Origin of the sequence: Burkholderia sp. LS-044 (genome assembly GCF_004803625.1) — a bacterium.
In the GTDB taxonomy this organism is placed as follows: domain Bacteria; phylum Pseudomonadota; class Gammaproteobacteria; order Burkholderiales; family Burkholderiaceae; genus Burkholderia; species Burkholderia cepacia.
In genome coordinates, this window is the sequence record NZ_SSWO01000011.1 from 75,222 (window position 1) to 92,192 (window position 16,971).

Annotated in this window: 10 protein-coding genes; 6 read left to right on the top strand and 4 right to left on the bottom strand. The window is 68.3% G+C overall.

Annotated elements, in window-relative coordinates; translation table 11 throughout:
* Window positions 1–15: 15 nt before the first annotated feature.
* The gene (locus tag E9536_RS26245) at window positions 16–3,462 is read right to left on the bottom strand and encodes a molybdopterin-dependent oxidoreductase (RefSeq protein WP_136471184.1); all 3,447 of its coding nucleotides are present in this window, start codon (window positions 3,460–3,462) and stop codon (window positions 16–18) included.
* Window positions 3,463–3,645: 183 nt separating this feature from the next.
* Between E9536_RS26245 and E9536_RS26250 the strand changes: the two genes are divergently transcribed.
* From E9536_RS26250 to nagE, 6 genes are all read left to right on the top strand, one after another.
* Entirely contained in the window at window positions 3,646–4,557 is a 912-nt protein-coding gene (locus E9536_RS26250; protein ID WP_136471186.1) for a LysR family transcriptional regulator, read from the top strand.
* Between the two features lie 458 nt (window positions 4,558–5,015).
* Complete coding sequence (locus E9536_RS26255) at window positions 5,016–5,750, top strand: GntR family transcriptional regulator (protein WP_027789079.1); 735 nt, start codon at window positions 5,016–5,018, stop codon at window positions 5,748–5,750.
* Between the two features lie 99 nt (window positions 5,751–5,849).
* The gene (nagA, locus tag E9536_RS26260) at window positions 5,850–6,953 is read left to right on the top strand and encodes an N-acetylglucosamine-6-phosphate deacetylase (RefSeq protein WP_059695054.1); all 1,104 of its coding nucleotides are present in this window, start codon (window positions 5,850–5,852) and stop codon (window positions 6,951–6,953) included.
* Window positions 6,946–7,953, top strand: a complete 1,008-nt coding sequence (locus tag E9536_RS26265) for an SIS domain-containing protein (protein ID WP_027789081.1) — start codon at window positions 6,946–6,948, stop codon at window positions 7,951–7,953. Before nagA ends, E9536_RS26265 begins: the two co-directional genes overlap by 8 nt.
* A gap of 15 nt (window positions 7,954–7,968) precedes the next feature.
* Window positions 7,969–10,551 carry a phosphoenolpyruvate--protein phosphotransferase gene (gene ptsP / locus E9536_RS26270; protein ID WP_059695058.1) on the top strand — a complete coding sequence of 861 codons (2,583 nt, stop codon included), beginning with the start codon at window positions 7,969–7,971 and terminating at the stop codon, window positions 10,549–10,551.
* A gap of 97 nt (window positions 10,552–10,648) precedes the next feature.
* The gene (nagE, locus tag E9536_RS26275; protein ID WP_060198607.1) at window positions 10,649–12,412 is read left to right on the top strand and encodes an N-acetylglucosamine-specific PTS transporter subunit IIBC; all 1,764 of its coding nucleotides are present in this window, start codon (window positions 10,649–10,651) and stop codon (window positions 12,410–12,412) included.
* Between the two features lie 153 nt (window positions 12,413–12,565).
* Here nagE and E9536_RS26280 read toward each other — a convergent pair whose 3' ends face one another.
* From E9536_RS26280 to cydB, 3 genes are all read right to left on the bottom strand, one after another.
* Complete coding sequence (locus E9536_RS26280) at window positions 12,566–15,049, bottom strand: family 20 glycosylhydrolase (RefSeq protein ID WP_136471188.1); 2,484 nt, start codon at window positions 15,047–15,049, stop codon at window positions 12,566–12,568.
* A 591-nt stretch (window positions 15,050–15,640) separates the two neighbouring features.
* Window positions 15,641–15,757: a cytochrome bd-I oxidase subunit CydX gene (gene cydX, locus E9536_RS26290; RefSeq protein ID WP_021163033.1), complete on the bottom strand. Its 117-nt coding sequence runs from the start codon at window positions 15,755–15,757 to the stop codon at window positions 15,641–15,643.
* Window positions 15,758–15,813: 56 nt separating this feature from the next.
* Window positions 15,814–16,950, bottom strand: a complete 1,137-nt coding sequence (gene cydB / locus E9536_RS26295) for a cytochrome d ubiquinol oxidase subunit II (protein WP_136471190.1) — start codon at window positions 16,948–16,950, stop codon at window positions 15,814–15,816.
* Window positions 16,951–16,971 lie beyond the last annotated feature (21 nt).

Here is a 16,971-nt window from a genome sequence, read left to right on the forward strand (position 1 = left end):
TTCCTCGAACGGGGGTTATGCGTCGATGCTGACGTCGGTGGCCGGAATGGCCTGGCAGGCGAGGCACATGTCCGGTTCGTCCGGTCCATGCCCGCTCAAATGCGTGACTTCGCCAGACATGACCTTGACCGCGCAGCTCTCGCATTGCCCGACCCGGCAACCGCTCGGCAATGCGATGCCGAGACGTTCCGCGAACGACAGCAGGCTGCCGTCGCGAGCTGTCCAGGTGGCCGTGCGACGCGATCGCGCGAACTGCACCGCGTATTGCTTCGACGGGTCGGGCGTCGGCCTGGACGGCGATCTGAACGCCTCCTTGAAGATGTCGAACGGCGGTACGCCGCGCTCGATCAGTCCCGACGCAATCGCCTGCATCATCGGTTCGGGGCCGCACAGAAAAAAACGCGCGCGCCGCCGGATCAGGTCGTCGTCGACCACGTCGGCCGACAGGTAGCCGAGCATCTGATAGTCGTGTCCCGGCGTTTCGTCGTGCGGCTGGTTGTAGCAGTTGACGACCTCGAGCGTCGGCAGCCGCCGCTTCAATGTCTCGATGCGTTCGCGGAACGCGTGGGTCGTGCTGTTCAGGTTCGCATAGAAGAGTCTCGACTCCGGCGCACGGTCCGCCTGGTCCCGGATCGATTCCAGGTACGAGATGAAGGGCGTGATGCCGATGCCGCCGGCGAACATCACGACCGGCTGCCGCGACGCCGGCGGCACGACGAACGTCCCGCCGGGCGCACCGAGCAACACGGGGTCGCCGACCTTGAGCGTGCCGTGGATGTACGACGACATCGCGCCTTCGAACGCCGTGCCGTCGCGGGTCCGGCCTTTCTGGTGGCGTACCGAGATGGAATACGTGCGGCGATCGTCTTCGCGGGCGGCGCCCGTCAGCGAATAGGCGCGCGTCGTCCCGCCATCGCCGAGCGACGGGACATGCAAGCTCACGTGCTGGCCGGGCAGATAGTCCGGCAGTGCGCCGCCGTCCGCGGCGCGAAACGTGACGGTTCGCACGCCGCTCGCTTCTTCGTGCATGGCGGATACGACAAAATCCCGCAGGCCTTTCCACGACCGGCGCGTCGGATCGACCGACGGGTCGAGCCTGATGCGGCAACGCACGGAACGCAGCGGCGACGATCCGCTGACCGGATCGAGTTTCGTCGCCGAGACGAGGCGGTTGAAATTGCTGTTGTCGCGCCCGTCCACCGGGAGCGCATCCTGGCCGACCTCGTCGCAGGCTTGCCACCAGCCGTATTCGGCCACGATCACGTCGCGGGCGAGTTCCGGGACGACGCGTGCCTTGAAGCGTGCCGAGCCGTTCGTCGTTTCGATCAGGCACCAGTCGCCGTCGACGATGCCGTGTTCCGCCGCCCGTTCGTCATTGAGTTCCGCCACCGGGTACGGCGCGCGGCGACGCAGGCTTGGCAGGCCGCGATGCTGGCTGTGGCAGTAGTACCCGTTCTTCATCGAGGTCAACGTACAGGGGAAGCGACGGCGATTGTCCGCCCGCGCATCTTCGCCGTGCTGCGGCGGTACGTACCGTGGAACGGGCGGGTAGCCGTGACGATGCAGTTTCTCGGAGTACAGTTCGACACGCCGCGTCTCCGTGTTGAAACCGCGCACGCCGTCGGGTGTCGCCGCCGCGTACTGCCGCTCGTTTTGAGGCAACGGCCTGACGATGCCTTCCGGATGGGCGCGCAGCGACGCAACGTCCAGCCCGAGCGGTTCGAGCACGTGATTCCATCCCGCCTCGATGCTGCCGCCGAAGAATGTGTCCCGCATGCCGAGTCGTACGGCGAGGTCGAAGACGATGTCGTAGTCCGCGCGGCTCTCTCCTCTCGGCGGCACCATGCGCTGCCTGAGCTGCACGAGTTCGACCGCGCGCTCGTCGATCTCGAAGCCGAGACGCAGGCCTTCCCGTTCCCACGGTGTGTTCACGGGCAGCAGGATGTCCGCATAGCGTGACGACGGTGTTTCGAAGAGATCGCAGTGAACATGAAAGTCGAGCGCGCGGAGCGCGTCGTGCGCGACGCCGCCATCCGCCTGGGACAGCACCATGTTCGTACCGAATGCGACCAGCGCACGGACGCGGTAGGGCTCGCCGTCGAGGATGGCGCGATAGACGTCGCGCGCCGTGACCCAGCCTTGCGACGGCGGGCCGAGCGGTCGATCCGCGAGGCCGAGCGCTTTTGCGCGTTGCTGCGGGTTCAGCATCGCGTAGCGGCTGACCGGGTTGGCCGGCTGCTTCGTCCATTCCCGATTCGAGCCGCGCGTGTCGAACGCACCCGTCAACGCGTACAGCGTCGCAATCGCGCGCTCGGTCTGGGTGGCGTTGGTGTGCATGCCGACGCCCGACCACGCGTGATAGGCGATTGCCTGATGCGGCCGCAGCATTCGGGCGGCTTCGACGATGTCGGCTGCGTCGACCCCGGTGATCGTAGCCGCATGTTCCGGCGTATAGGCGTCGAGCGCTGCCGAATAGAGGTCGAAGGCCGGTGTGCATGCCACGTGCATGTTGTGCCCGGCCGAATCCCGGACCGCCACATGGCGGACGCCGGCCATCGACAGATCGGAAGGTCGGGTCGCGGTTTCCTCTCCGGCCGGTTCCAGCCGGTCGAGCGTCGCGTTCCAGAGCACGTACCGGTTGCCCGGCGCATTGCCGTCGATGTCGCGCTCGCGCAGAAACCGTCCGGTGTCGGCACGCACGAGCAATGGGCCGTTCGTCCATTCCCGGACGAACGCATCGTCGACGTTGCCGGTCGCGATCATCTGCCGTGCGATCGCCATCGCGAGCGCGCCGTCCGTCCCGGGATTCACGCGCAGCCACAGATCGGCCTCGCGTGCGAGTGCGGTCGGCCGCGGATCGACGACGATCAGCCTGGCCCCGTTGCGGCGGCCCTTCGCGATGGCGTCGGCCTGCGCCAGCCAGGTGTTGGCGGGATTGTTTCCCCACAGCACGATGAGCTCGGCATTCCGGTAATCCGCGGCTGGAATGCCGCAGCCGAACGTAAAGGCATGCGCGCTGTCCTTGTGCCAGTTGCAGATCTCGGTCGCATAGCAGATGTTCGGGCTCCCGAATGACCAGACGAATCGCTCGACCCAGTCGATGCTGTCGCTCATCGGCGTTCCGCTTGGCGTGGTGACGCCAAACGCGACCGACTCGGCACCGTTTTCCCGTTTGAAATGAGCAAGACGTTCCGCGATCTCGGAGAGCGCTTCATCCCAGCCGATGCGTTGCCAGCCGGGGTCGGCGGCATCCTTCGGGCGCGTGCGCCGCATGGGATGCAACACCCGATCCGGGTGATGTACGAGTTCGGGCGCGGCCTTTCCCTTCATGCACATCGCGTGGCCGGTCGGATGCGTGTCGTCGGGGCGGACCTTGATCATCGTGTCGCCGCGCACGACGTTGATCGTGCCGCAGCGCGACCGGCACAACGTGCAATAGCCTTTCTTTTCCTGCGTCTCCATCGGTTCGCATCGTCCACGTCATGTTTGCGACTATGCTAGGAAGCGGAGGCAGCCATGACAAATTCATCCTTTCGATGGTCCGATATATATTGAATCAATACCTCGGCCGTCGATCCGATGTACCGTCCGCCCCTTCGGGGCAACGCCGATCCTGCGCTGCCCGCACTTCCCGGATCCTTTCCCGTGAACACGCACATCACCCTGCGCCAGATCGAATACTTCGTCTCCGTTGCCGATACGGGGCAAATTTCGAAGTCGGCGAATCTCTGTTCGGTGTCTCAATCGTCGATGACGATCGCATTGAGGAAACTCGAGGATTCGGTCGGCGTCACGCTGCTGCTGCGTCATGCGAAAGGCGTCCGCCTGACACCGGCCGGCGAGCGATTCCTGCGTCATGTGCAGCACGCGACGATGTCCATCGACCGCGCCGTTTCAGCCGCGCAGGAGGACCCCGAGCAGATCTCGGGGCATGTCCGTATCGGGATGACCGAAACCATCTCGGCGTATCTGATGCCGTCGCTGATGTCCGCCATTTCGCGGCGGTTCGGCAACCTGGGCGTGAGCATCGTCGAAAACGAACGCGAAGCTATCGAGGAGATGCTGGCCGACGATCGCCTCGATATTGCGCTGCTGCTGGTGTCGAACACCGCGGAAGTCGACGACCTGAAATACGAGACGATTCTTCGTTCGCCGCGCCGGTTGTGGACCCATCCGGATCATCCGCTGCAGGACGCCCGTCGCGTCACCCTCGAAGACGTCGCGCGCGAGAACTATCTGCTGCTGGACATGGACGAGCACCTGCGAACCGTCGGCAAGTACTGGGGAAGCTACGGGATCACGCCGAACGTCTGGATGCAGAGCAAATCGATCGAGGCCGTGAGAAGCCTCGTCGCACTCGGGCACGGGGTGACCATCCTCTCGGACCTCGTGTACCGGCCCTGGTCCCTGGAAGGCAACCGGATCAGCCGCCGCAATCTCAGCGTGACCGTGCCGACGATGGACGTCGGCGCGGTGTGGCGACGGGGCGGGGCGACGTCGACGCCATGCCGTGCGCTGCTGGATCTGTTCCGCTCGTGGAAAAGGACGGTCGAGTAGGGCAGGGCCTTCGGGTATCACGGTCGTGCCGGATGCGGATCTCGAGCCGGCGGACGACCGCGCGAAAGTCGGCTGCGGTAAACGTTCGCCCCGTCCGCGATCGCATGGTGTGTGCCCGCGGCCTTTCCGGTGCCGGCCGGTCCACGTGTCCCCGTCGTACCGGCACCCCGACGCCGATGCATACCAGTCGGCCGAACTGGTTCTATTTCGGTATCGTTTCCATCCCTCCAAACCCGGCAAACCCGGCGCTTGAACTGTCCCCTTGCATACCAATCCGGGTAAATCCCTATCCCGCATCGCGTTGTAAACAAAGGATTTCTCGCTACTAAAACGCTTGCCGGGCAAGGCTTTCGGCGATTTCCGCGTCGCTAATACCAGTTCGTTGACTGGTATTATGGTGGTTATATAATGCCCTCACTTTCGACGGCCCGAGGTCGTCGTCCGACACCCGGAGGCACATGGAAACCGGCTGGTCCGAACTGGCGCCCGATCCCCTCAGCGATACGCCGCTCTATCTGCAGCTCGCCCGCAACCTGGCGAGCGCGATCCACGCCGGCGCGTGGCGGGCCGGCGAGGCGCTGCCGTCGGAGCGGCTGCTGTCGGTGTCGGTCGGCGTATCGCGGATCACGGCCCGTCGCGCACTCGCGCTGCTGGTCGAGCAGGGGCTGATCAAGCGGGCGCGCGGGGCGGGCAGCTTCATCACGCCGCGCGTCGCCGATCCGCTGTCGCGCCTCGTCGGCTTCACCGCGAAGATGAAGCAGCGCGGCTTCGTGCCCGATTCGGTGTGGCTGTCGCGCACGCTGCGCGCCGCGAGCCGCGACGAGATCACGCATCTCGGCCTCGCCCCCGGCGCGACGGTGGCGCGGCTCGAACGGCTGCGCCGCGCGGACGGCATCGTGATGGCGGTCGAGCACTCGACGCTGCCGGCCGCGGTGGTGCCCGATCCGCAGGCGCTCGGTGCGTCGCTGTACGAGTACCTCGACGCGCGCGGGATGACCGTCGTGCGCGCGCTGCAGCACTTTCGCGCGGCGAACGCGACCCACGCGATCGCGAAATGGATGGCGGTGAAGCCGGGCTCGGCGCTGCTGGTGATCACGCGGATCGGCTACGGTGCCGACCAGCGCGCGATCGAAGTGAGCGAAACGTATTGCCGCGACGATTACTACGACTTCGTCGCCGAACTGAAACGCTGACGCGCGAGACTCGCCCGCGCGCGACAGCCGTGAAGCAACGACACGGAATTGCAAATCACGACGCGGATACCCGCGTCACCAGATCATCAAGAGAACGTCATGCTGACTGGAAACATCCTTACCCCCGACGGCTGGATTCACGGTTCGCTCGATAGCGAGAACGGCCGCATCACGACACTCGACGGCACGCCCGTCGATCCCGCGAAGAACGACGCGCCTTACATCCTGCCCGGCTTCATCGACCTGCACGTGCACGGCGGCGGCGGCGCCGACGTGATGGAAGGCGGCGACGCGATCGAGACGATCGCCCGCACGCACGCGCAATTCGGCACGACGAGCCTGCTCGCGACGACGATGACCGCGCCGCGCGACGAACTGATGAAAGTCGTCGGCAATCTCGGCAGCGTCGCGCGTACCCGCACGCCGGGCGGCGCGCGCGTGCTCGGCGTGCACCTCGAAGGCCCGTACATCAACCCCGGCAAGCTCGGCGCGCAGCCCGACGCGGCCGTCTCGGCCGTGCTCGACGAAGTGCTGAAGTACCTGTCGATCGCGCCGATCCGCGTCGTCACGCTCGCGCCGGAAATCGCCGGCCACATCGAGATCATCGGCGAGATGGCCGCGCGCGGCGTGCGCGTGCAGCTCGGCCATTCGCTCGCGACCTACGACGACGCGGTGGCCGCGCTCAAGCACGGCGCGTGCGGCTTCACGCACCTGTTCAACGCGATGTCGCCGCTGCATCACCGCAACCCCGGCCTGGTGGGCGCGGCGCTTGCTCATGCCGAATACGCGGAAATCATTCCCGATCTGCTGCACGTGCACCCGGGCGCGATTCGTGCGGCGCTGCGCGCGATCCCGCGCCTGTACGTCGTGACCGACAGCACGTCCGCAACGGGCATGCCCGACGGTGAATACCGGCTCGGCAGCCAGCACGTGACGAAGTGCCTCGGCGGCGTGCGTCTCGCCGACGGCACGCTCGCCGGCAGCACGCTGACGATGGACCAGGCGCTGCGCAACCTCGTGTCGCTCGGCCTGCCGATCGCCGATGTGTCGAACCGGATGTCGCGTTATGCGGCCGACTACCTCGGCATCGCCGATCGCGGCCGCCTCGAGCGCGGCGCATGGGCCGACCTCGCGGTGTTCGATCGCGACCTGAACCTCACCGCGACCTACGTCGAAGGAGAATCGATTGTCGAATATGCTTAAGGAAGCGCGCGAGTCCGCCCAGGTCGTCGCCGCGCAGATTGCCGACACCACGCGCGTCGAAGCGCTCGCCGGCCAATTGCTGGATCACCCGCCGGCCGTCGCGCTGACGGTCGCGCGCGGCAGCTCGGATCACGCCGCGAGCTATTTCGCGAGCCTGACGATGAGCCGCCTCGGCGTGCCGGTCGCGTCGCTGCCGATGTCGGTCGCCACGCTGCAGCAGGCGCCGCTGAAGGTGCAGGACCAGCTCGCGATCGCCTTCTCCCAGTCGGGCAAGAGCCCCGATCTCGTCAACACGATGGCCGCGCTGCGCGAAGCCGGCGCGCGCACCGTCGCGGCCGTGAACGTGCTGCCGTCGCCGCTCGCCGACGCGTGCGAGCACCAGTTGCCGCTGCTCGCCGGCCCCGAATTGTCGGTCGCCGCGACGAAGAGCTATATCGCGATGCTGTCGCTGTCCGCGCAGATCGTCGCGTACTGGCAGCGCGATGCCGCGCTGATGACCGCATTGCGCGGCCTGCCCGACGTGCTCGCGCAGGCCGGCCGGCTCGACTGGTCGCAGGCCGTCGCCGCGCTGGCGGGGGTCGAGCGGATGATCGTGATCGGCCGCGGCCTGGGCCTCGCGATCGCGCAGGAAGCCGCGCTGAAGCTGAAGGAAACCTCCGGTATCCAGGCCGAGGCGTTCTCGAGCGCCGAAGTCCGTCACGGCCCGATGGAGCTGATCGACCGCGACTATCCGCTGCTCGTGTTCGCCCCGCCGGGGCCCGAGCAGGCCGGCCTGCTGCAGCTCGCGCAAGACATGCGCGCACGCGGCGCCGCGGTGCTGCTCGCGGCGCCCGCCGGCACGCCCGGCGCGACCTTGCCGCTCGCGCAGTCCGCCCATTCGGCGCTCGACCCGATCGCCGCCATTCTTTCGTTCTACGTGATGGCGGCGGATCTCGCCGTCGCGCGCGGCCGCAACCCCGACACGCCGCGCCACCTGAACAAAGTCACCGAAACGCACTGATAGCCGAGACAGCCGATGAGACGCGCCGAGGAGTCCCAGTTGAAGAGTTCCACCCATGATCAGATCGTCCTGCTCAGTCCCTTGACCGGGCCGATCGTCGCGCTGGCCGACGTGCCCGATCCGGTGTTCTCCGGCGGGATGTTCGGCGACGGCATCGGCATCGACCCGCTCGCGGGCCAGCTCGTCGCGCCGTGCGCGGGCGTCGTGTCGCATCTCGCGCGCACCGGCCACGCGGTGACGATCACGACGCCGCAAGGCGCGGAAGTGCTGCTGCACATCGGCATCGACACCGTCGAGCTGAACGGGCAGGGCTTCACCGCGCACGTCGAGGCCGGCGCGCGTGTCGAGGCGGGCGCGCTGCTGATCGAGTTCGACCAGGATGCGGTGGCGCGCAGCGCGCATTCGCTCGTGTCGGTGATCGCGATCGCGAACTCGGATGCGTTCGAGGTCGTCGATCGTGCCAGCGGCTTCGCGACGGCCGGCAAGACGCCGCTGCTCGCGCTGCGCGGCAAGGGCGAAGCGGCTGCGCAGGCGGCACAAACCGGCGCAGCGGCGCATCACGAAGTGCGCCGTGAAATCGTGCTGGCCCAGCCGGGTGGCCTGCACGCACGGCCGGCCGCGCGTGCGCGCGAAGCCGTGCGCGGGTTCGACGCGACCGTCGACGTGCTGTTCGACGGCCGCAAGGCGTCGATCGCGAGCGTCGTCGGCCTGCTCGGCCTCGGTGCGGGCGAAGGCGCGACGGTCGAACTGGTCGGCCGTGGCGCGCACGCGCAGCAGGCCGTCGATGCGGTCGAGCACGAGCTGCTGCGCGAAGCACACGGCGAAGTCGAGGAAAAGCCGGCACGGCTGAGGTCGCCCGCGCCGCAGACGGTTGCGCGCAACGTCGGCGCACCAATCGACCCGAACACGCTCGCGGGCGTGTGCGCGGCACCCGGCATCGCGGTCGGCACGCTGGTGCGTCTCGACGATGCGGAGATCGTGCCGCCCGAGCAGGCCGCCGGCACGCCCGCGTCGGAAAGCCGCCAACTCGACCAGGCGCTGAAGGCCGTCGACGCCGAACTCGACGAAACGGTGCGCAACGCATCGGCGCGCGGCGCGGTCGGTGAAGCGGGCATCTTCGCGGTGCACCGCGTGCTGCTGGAAGACCCGACACTGATCGACGCGGCGCGCGACCTGATCAGTCTCGGCAAGAGCGCGGGTTTCGCATGGCGCGCGACGATCCGCACGCAGATCGACACGCTGTCGAAGCTCGACGACGCGCTGCTCGCCGAACGCGCGGCCGACCTGCGCGACATCGAGAAGCGCGTGCTGCGCGCGCTCGGTCATGCGAACGGTGCCGCGCGTGCGCTGCCCGACGAAGCGGTGCTCGCGGCCGAGGAATTCACGCCGTCCGACCTGTCGTCGCTCGATCGCCAACGCGTGACCGCGCTCGTGATGGCGCGCGGCGGCGCGACGTCGCACGCGGCGATCATCGCGCGCCAGCTCGGCATTCCGGCGCTGGTGGCGGTCGGCGATGCGCTGTACGCGATCCCGGACGGCACGCAGGTCGTCGTCGATGCGAGCGCGGGCCGGCTCGAACACGCACCGACCGCGCTCGACGTCGAGCGCGCGCGGCACGAGCGCCAGCGCCTGGACGGCGTGCGCGAGGCGAACCGGAAACTGGCGGGGGCTGCGGCCGCCACCGTCGACGGGCGCGCGATCGAGGTCGCCGCGAACATCGCGACGCTCGACGACGCGAACACCGCGGTCGACAACGGCGCCGACGCGGTCGGCCTGCTGCGTACCGAGCTGATGTTCATCCATCGCCAGGCCGCGCCGACGGTCGTCGAGCACCAGCAGAGCTACCAGTCGATCGTCGACGCGCTGCAGGGCCGCACGGCGATCATCCGCACGCTCGACGTCGGCGCCGACAAGGAAGTCGATTACCTGACGCTGCCGCCCGAACCGAACCCGGCGCTCGGCCTGCGCGGCATCCGTCTCGCGCAGGTGCGCCCCGACCTGCTCGACGATCAGTTGCAGGGCCTGCTCGCGGTGAAGCCGTTCGGCGCGGTGCGCATCCTGCTGCCGATGGTGACCGACGCGGGCGAGCTCGTGCGCCTGAAAAAGCGCATCGACGAATTCGCGCGCGCCCAGGGCCGCACCGAGCCGGTCGAGGTCGGCGTGATGATCGAGGTGCCGTCGGCCGCGCTGCTGGCCGACCAGCTCGCGCAGCACGCGGATTTCCTGTCGATCGGCACCAACGACCTGACGCAGTACACGCTCGCGATGGACCGCTGCCAGGCCGATCTGGCCGCGCAATCCGACGGCCTGCATCCGGCCGTGCTGCGCCTGATCGACATCGCGGTGCGCGGTGCCGCGAAGCACGGCAAGTGGGTTGGCGTGTGCGGCGCGCTCGGCGGCGATCCGCTCGCGGTGCCGATCCTGGTGGGCCTCGGCGTGACCGAGCTGTCGGTCGACCCCGTATCGGTGCCGGGCATCAAGGCGCGTGTGCGCCGTCTCGATTACCAGTTGTGCCGTCAGCGCGCGCAGGATCTGCTCGCGCTCGACTCGGCACAGGCGGTAAGGGCAGCAAGTCGCGAGGTCTGGCCGCTCGACTGAGCGTCGACGGCAGGTTCGCGACCCGTATTACGACGAAGGCAATCAGCTCAACGACGATTAACGACGCTTAACGACGAGACAAGGATTGGAGGACTGAATGAACGGGAATCCGTTTCTGAAAATACAGGGCCTGGGCCGGGCGCTGATGCTGCCGATCGCGGTATTGCCGGTCGCCGGCATCCTGCTGCGACTCGGCCAGCCGGACGTGTTCAACATCAAGATGATCGCCGACGCCGGCGGCGCGATCTTCGACAACCTGCCGCTGCTGTTCGCGATCGGCGTGGCGGTCGGTTTCGCGAAAGACAACAACGGCGTGGCGGCACTCGCGGGCGCGATCGGCTACCTGATCGAAACCGCGATCATGAAGGACATCGATCCCAAGCTGAACATGGGCGTGCTGTCCGGGATCATCGCGGGTGTCGTCGCGGGCCTGCTGTACAACCGCTACAAGGACATCAAGCTGCCGGACTACCTTGCGTTCTTCGGCGGCAAGCGGTTCGTGCCGATCATCACGGGGCTGGTGTGCGTGGTACTCGGCATCGCGTTCGGGTACGTGTGGCAGCCGGTCCAGCATGCGATCGACGCGGCCGGCCAGTGGCTGACGACGGCGGGCGCGATCGGTGCGTTCGTGTTCGGCTTCCTGAACCGCCTGCTGCTCGTCACGGGCCTGCACCACATCATCAACTCGCTGGCGTGGTTCGTGTTCGGCAACTTCACGCCGCCCGCCGGCGGCGAGATCGTGCACGGCGACCTGCACCGCTTCTTCGCGGGCGACCCGACCGCGGGCACCTTCATGGCCGGCTTCTTCCCGATCATGATGTTCGGCCTGCCGGCCGCGTGTCTCGCGATGCTGCACGAGGCACCGAAGGAGCGCCGCGCGATGGTCGGCGGCCTGCTGTTCTCGATGGCGCTCACGTCGTTCCTGACCGGCGTGACCGAGCCGATCGAATTCAGCTTCATGTTCCTCGCACCGGTGCTGTACGTGATCCACGCGGTGCTGACGGGGCTGTCGCTCGCGATCTGCCAGATCCTCGGCGTGAAGCTCGGTTTCACGTTCTCGGCCGGCGCGATCGACTACGTGCTGAACTACGGGCTGTCGACGAAGGGCTGGATCGCGATCCCGCTCGGCATCGCGTACGGCGCCGCGTATTACGGGCTGTTCCGCTTCTTCATCCGCAAGTTCAACATGGCCACGCCGGGCCGTGAGCCGGCATCGGCCGACGCGGCCGCGGAATCGTACGCATCGGGTGGCTTCGTCGCGCCGGCGGCGGGCGCCGCTGCGGCTGCGCCGCGTGCGCAGCGCTACATTGCCGCGCTGGGCGGGGCCGGCAACCTGTCGGTCGTCGACGCATGCACGACGCGCCTGCGCCTGACCGTCGTCGATCCGGAGAAGATCTCGGAGCCGGAACTGAAGTCGATCGGCGCGCGCGGCGTGCTCAAGCGCGGCGGCAACAGCGTGCAGGTGATCATCGGGCCCGAGGCGGACATCATTGCCGACGAGATGCGTGCCGCGATCGGCAGCGGCGCGACCGGTGCCGCGTCGACGGCGACGGCCGCCGCGGCGCAGCCCGTCACGGGGGCGGCCGCCGGTCCGCTCGATCCGGAGCCGGCGCGCTGGCTCGCGGTGTTCGGCGGCGCGACCAACGTCGTGTCGCTCGACGCGGTCGCGACCACGCGCCTGCGTGTGGTCGTGCGCGATCCGTCGGCGGTCGATCGCGATCGTCTCGGTGCGCTCGACGTCGCATGGGTGTCGCTCGACACGTTCCACATCGTCTGCGGCAATGCGGCGGCGCGTTATGCCGAACAGCTCGGCGCGCGCCTGCCGCCGTCGGGCAGCGGAGCGGCCGCGCAGCCGGCCTGATGTGATCGGGCCGGCCCGATCCGCGACGCGGATTCGGCCCGGCCGGCAAAACGAAAACGGTTTGCGATCCTTGCGTCGCAAGCCGTTTTTTTTGGTGCGGGCGATGGCGCGATGCACGTGTTTGCATCGCGCGTCGCCCGGGCGTTCAGCCGATCACGGATTCGTCAGCGTGAAGGTCGGCTTCCGGTAGCCGACACCGGCCCGGTCGAGCTTCGGCAATTCGCGTTGCGTGAGCAGCGTCGCGAAACCGGCCCAGTCGCGCTGCAGCGCGGCCGTGTCGACGTGATGCGTGTCGCCGCGCTTGAAGCGCACGCCGGCCGCATACGGCAGCTCCCAGTCGGCGCGGTGCCAGGCGCGCTCGGCGAGCGCGAGCAGCCGCGGATAGGCCATGTATTCGAGGAAGGTGTCGTTGCGCATCACCTCGCCCCATGCCTGCCCCTGCATGCCTTCGATGCGCGGCGCGGGGCCTGTTCCCGTGACCTCGAACGGGTTGCCGTCACGGTCGCCCATCACTTCGGCGTTCTGCGGCAGGTTCTCCGGTGCGAGCGAGAACACCTTGTACTCGTCCGTCGCGTGCGAGCCCCAGTAGTAGCCGCGCTCGCGTGGGTTGAGCGTGTACGGGAAGTCGAAGTACAGGTAGTCGGGCAGCGCGAGCACCGTCAGATAGCCCTTGCCGCTCAGGTCGCGCGCGCTGTCCGACGCCCCCCAGAAGATCGTGTCCCACAGCGACACCATCACGTGGCGCGTGCTGAAGTCCTGCGGCCCGTTCGCATGCTTGATGCCGTCCTGCCACGCGGCCATCGTGTCGATCCCGTTCGCGCCGACCGCCGCGCTCACCTGCTGAGCGAAACGCGTCGGCAGCTCGTCGATCGACTTGATCTCGCCGCGCTGGAGCAACGCCGTGCATGCGGGCGAACGCGCCCACGGCTTGTCCTGCGCGGCGAGATCGATGCGCCCCTTGTTCGGATCGGTGCCGTTCAGCGGCTGGAAGCCCGCGCCGAGGAAGATGTTCTTCGCCTCGTCGCCGCCGTAATGCCAGATGTGCAGCGGCGCCTGCGCATCCGCATGCATCGCCGCGATCTCGCGGATCACCTTCGATGCGAAATTGAGCGCGCCCGGCACGCACGGGTTCAGGTCGCTGCGGCGGTCGTAGAACTGCACCGTCGTCAGGTTCGACGTGTCCTGCGGATCGAGCAGCCGGTATGCGTTCGCTTCCTGCTCGCGCCCGGCCGCATGCAGCCGCCGGTAACGTGCCTCCATCGTCACGACGGCCGCGCGCGCATGCGCGGGCATGTCGATCTCGGGGACGATCTCGACGAAATGCGCGGCCGCGTAGCGCACGAGCGCCACGTAGTCGTCGCGGGTCAGGTAGCCGCCGCCCGAGCGGTTGTCCGGGCCGGAGCCGAGCTGTGGCAGCAGGCAGCGCGTCTCGCTCGGGTCGTGGCAGCGGCGCGAGCCGATCCCGGTCAGTTCGGGCAGGCCGGGAATCTCGATGCGCCAGCCTTCGTCGTCCGACAGGTGCAGGTGCAGGCGATTGAGCTTGTACGCGCTCATCTGGTCGATCAGGCGGCGCAGCGTCGCCGGGTGCTTGAAGTTGCGTGCGAGATCGACGTGCATCCCGCGATGCGTGAAGCGCGGCGCATCCTCGACGAGCATCGCCGGGATCGGGCCGCCGCCGGCCGGTGCGAGCGAGTAGAGCGTCTGCACGCCGTAGTAGAGGCCGGCGCGATCGTAGCCCTCGATCAGCACGCCGCGCGGCCCGATCGCGAGCCGGTAGCCGCCCGGCGTCGCGATGTCGGCCGGCAGCCGGCGCGGCGCGACGGCGCCCCGCACCGGCACGCGCGCGCCGTCGAGCCCGAGCGTCGTCGCGCGTTCGCGCAGCGCCGCGACCTGCGCGTCCGGCAGATCGGGCAGGGCGAGCTCGACACCGCGCAATTCGAGCGTGCCGGGCAGCGGCTGCTCGCGCTTCACGCTCGGCAGCGCGCGGCTCGGGTCGGGCCGTGCGGCCACGGGCGGCGCGTTGCCTGTCGAGTTGTTCTGCGCGTCAGCCGGCAGCGATTCGACGTAGCGCAGCTCGTCGTCGGTGTCGTCGTAGCGGAGCACGGCGGGCGGCGCGCCCTCGACGACCACGTACGGGCGCGGGATCACGTCGCTGTAGCGCAGCAGCCAGTATTCGGCGACGAACGGCAGGTCGATGCGTTCGCCCGGTGCCAGCCGCACCGAGCCGAGTTGCGGTGTCAGTTCGTACAGGTCGCCGGTGAGCCGCCGCAGCGCGAAGCCGGGGCGATCGATTCGCAGCAGGCGGCGGATGCTGTGCAGGTAGAGCTTCCAGCCGCCGTCGGCGATCGCCTGGTGGCCGCGGTTCTGCAGGATCAGGCGGCCCGTCGCGCAGGCCGCGCCGTCGGCGCCGAGGTCGGCGCACGGCACGCCGGCCGAGGCCGCGTGATTGTTGTCGACGGCGACGCGCAGCGCGAGGCCGTTCGACAGCCGTGCCGCGAGATCGGCCGGCGGCACGGGGGGACGGACGGCACCGGCCGCCGCGACCGCCGCACTCGACGCGGGCAGCGCGCCAAGCGCGACCGGCGGCAGTGCCGCGATCAGCACGCCGGCAAACAGGGTGGACAAGGTTCGGCTCATGCGGACTCCTGAGAAAAAAGGGGGCGTAGCGGCGTCACGGGACGACGTCGCTGCGGGCGGGTCTTTCAACGGAGCTGCGGGGACAACAATGTGCGCGGGCGATGCGGCTGCCCTGCGCGCAGTCGGCACGCGGATGCGTGCGTTACGGAACGGGTGGCGGGCAGGCGTGCCGGTCGGATCGGCGCGGGCGGGTGCGTGTCCTCATCGGCCGGGCACGATGGCGGCCGCGGATGACGCTGACCCTGACGCGGTGGCGACGCGCCCGGTGATAACGGCGCGCGCGTGACCGGCGCGCACGACGGCGGCGCAGGTCGCGGACGAAGCGCGACCGGCCGCCGCGCGGCGACGGCGAGACGGCGCGCACGCGCGCGCCGTATACGGGATTCGCATGTCTCCCCCACCCAGATGGATTCGGCCTGTCAGCGGCCGTGTCCAAAGATCTTATGAAACCTTTTATTGGTATTCAAGTGGTATCAATCTGGCGCTAAATTGGCATCGGCGTGTCCGACTTGTCCGGCGTGCCGGAGCGAAAAAAACCTCGCGCGAGGCGAGGTTCCTTCCGGGCGGCGGCCGGCCGATCGGCCGAACGCGTCAGTTGCGGGTTACGCGTGCTTCCTGCGTTTTCTGCCGTGCTTCGAGCCACATCGCATTGACGATGCCGAACGACAGCGCGACGCCGATACCGAGAATCCAGCTGAAATACCACATGATCCGACTCCTTGCGAAACGGGGGGCGGCGGGGCGCTTGCGCGCCCCGGCCGGGTTCAATACATCGAATGCGTGTTCTCTTCGAGCACCTCGCGCGTGACCTTGCCGCGCATCACGCGATACACCCAGCTCGTGTAGAGCAGGATGAGCGGCAGGAACACGATTACCGCGAACAGCATCACCTGCAGCGTCATGTGGCTCGACGTCGAATCCCACACGGTCAGGCTGCTCTTCGGGTCGAGCGACGACGGCATGATGAACGGGAACATCGAGAAGCCGGCGGTCAGGATCACGCCGACGATCATCAGCCCCGTGCAGAAGAAGGCTGTCTTCTCCTGCTTCGAGCCGGCGAGCAGCATCGCCAGCAGGCCGCCCGCGATCCCGACGACGGGCGCCGCGATCATCCACGGGAATTCGCCGTAGTTCGCGAGCCACAGGCCCGAGCCCGCGGCGACGTCCTTGAGCAGCGGGTTCGCGACCGTATCGGTCGGCGCGGCGTGCGTGATGTGGAAGCCGCCGATGGTCGACGCGATCAGCACGCCGGCCAGCACGAACAGCACGACCGCGAGGAACGACGCCACGCGCAGCGCGACCGACGCGCGGCGTGCGATCACGCCTTCCGTCTTCATCTTGATGAAGGCCGCACCGTGCGCGACGAGCATCGTGAGGCTGACGAGCCCGCACAGCAGCGCGAACGGGTTCAGCAACGCCCAGAAGCCGCCGTAGTAGGTCACGCGCAGGTCGCTGTCGAACTTGAACGGCACGCCTTGCAGCAGGTTGCCGAACGCGACGCCGAACACGAGCGCCGGCACGAAGCCGCCGACGAACAGGCCCCAGTCCCAGCCCGCGCGCCAGCGCGGGTCAGGGCGCTTGCTGCGGTAGTCGAAGCCCACCGGCCGGAAGAACAACGCGAACAGCACGAGCAGCATCGCGAAGTAGAAGCCGGAGAACGACGCCGCGTAGACGAGCGGCCAGGCCGCGAACATCGCGCCGCCGGCCGTGATCAGCCACACCTGGTTGCCTTCCCACGTCGCACCGACGGTGTTGACGATGATGCGGCGTTCCTCGTCGGTCTTGCCGAGGAACGGCAGCAGCGCGGTCGCGCCCATGTCGAAGCCGTCGGTGACGGCGAAGCCGATCAGCAGCACGCCGACGAGCAGCCACCAGATCAGCTTGAGAGTTGCATAGTCCATAGCGATTCCTTGTTCCGTTTC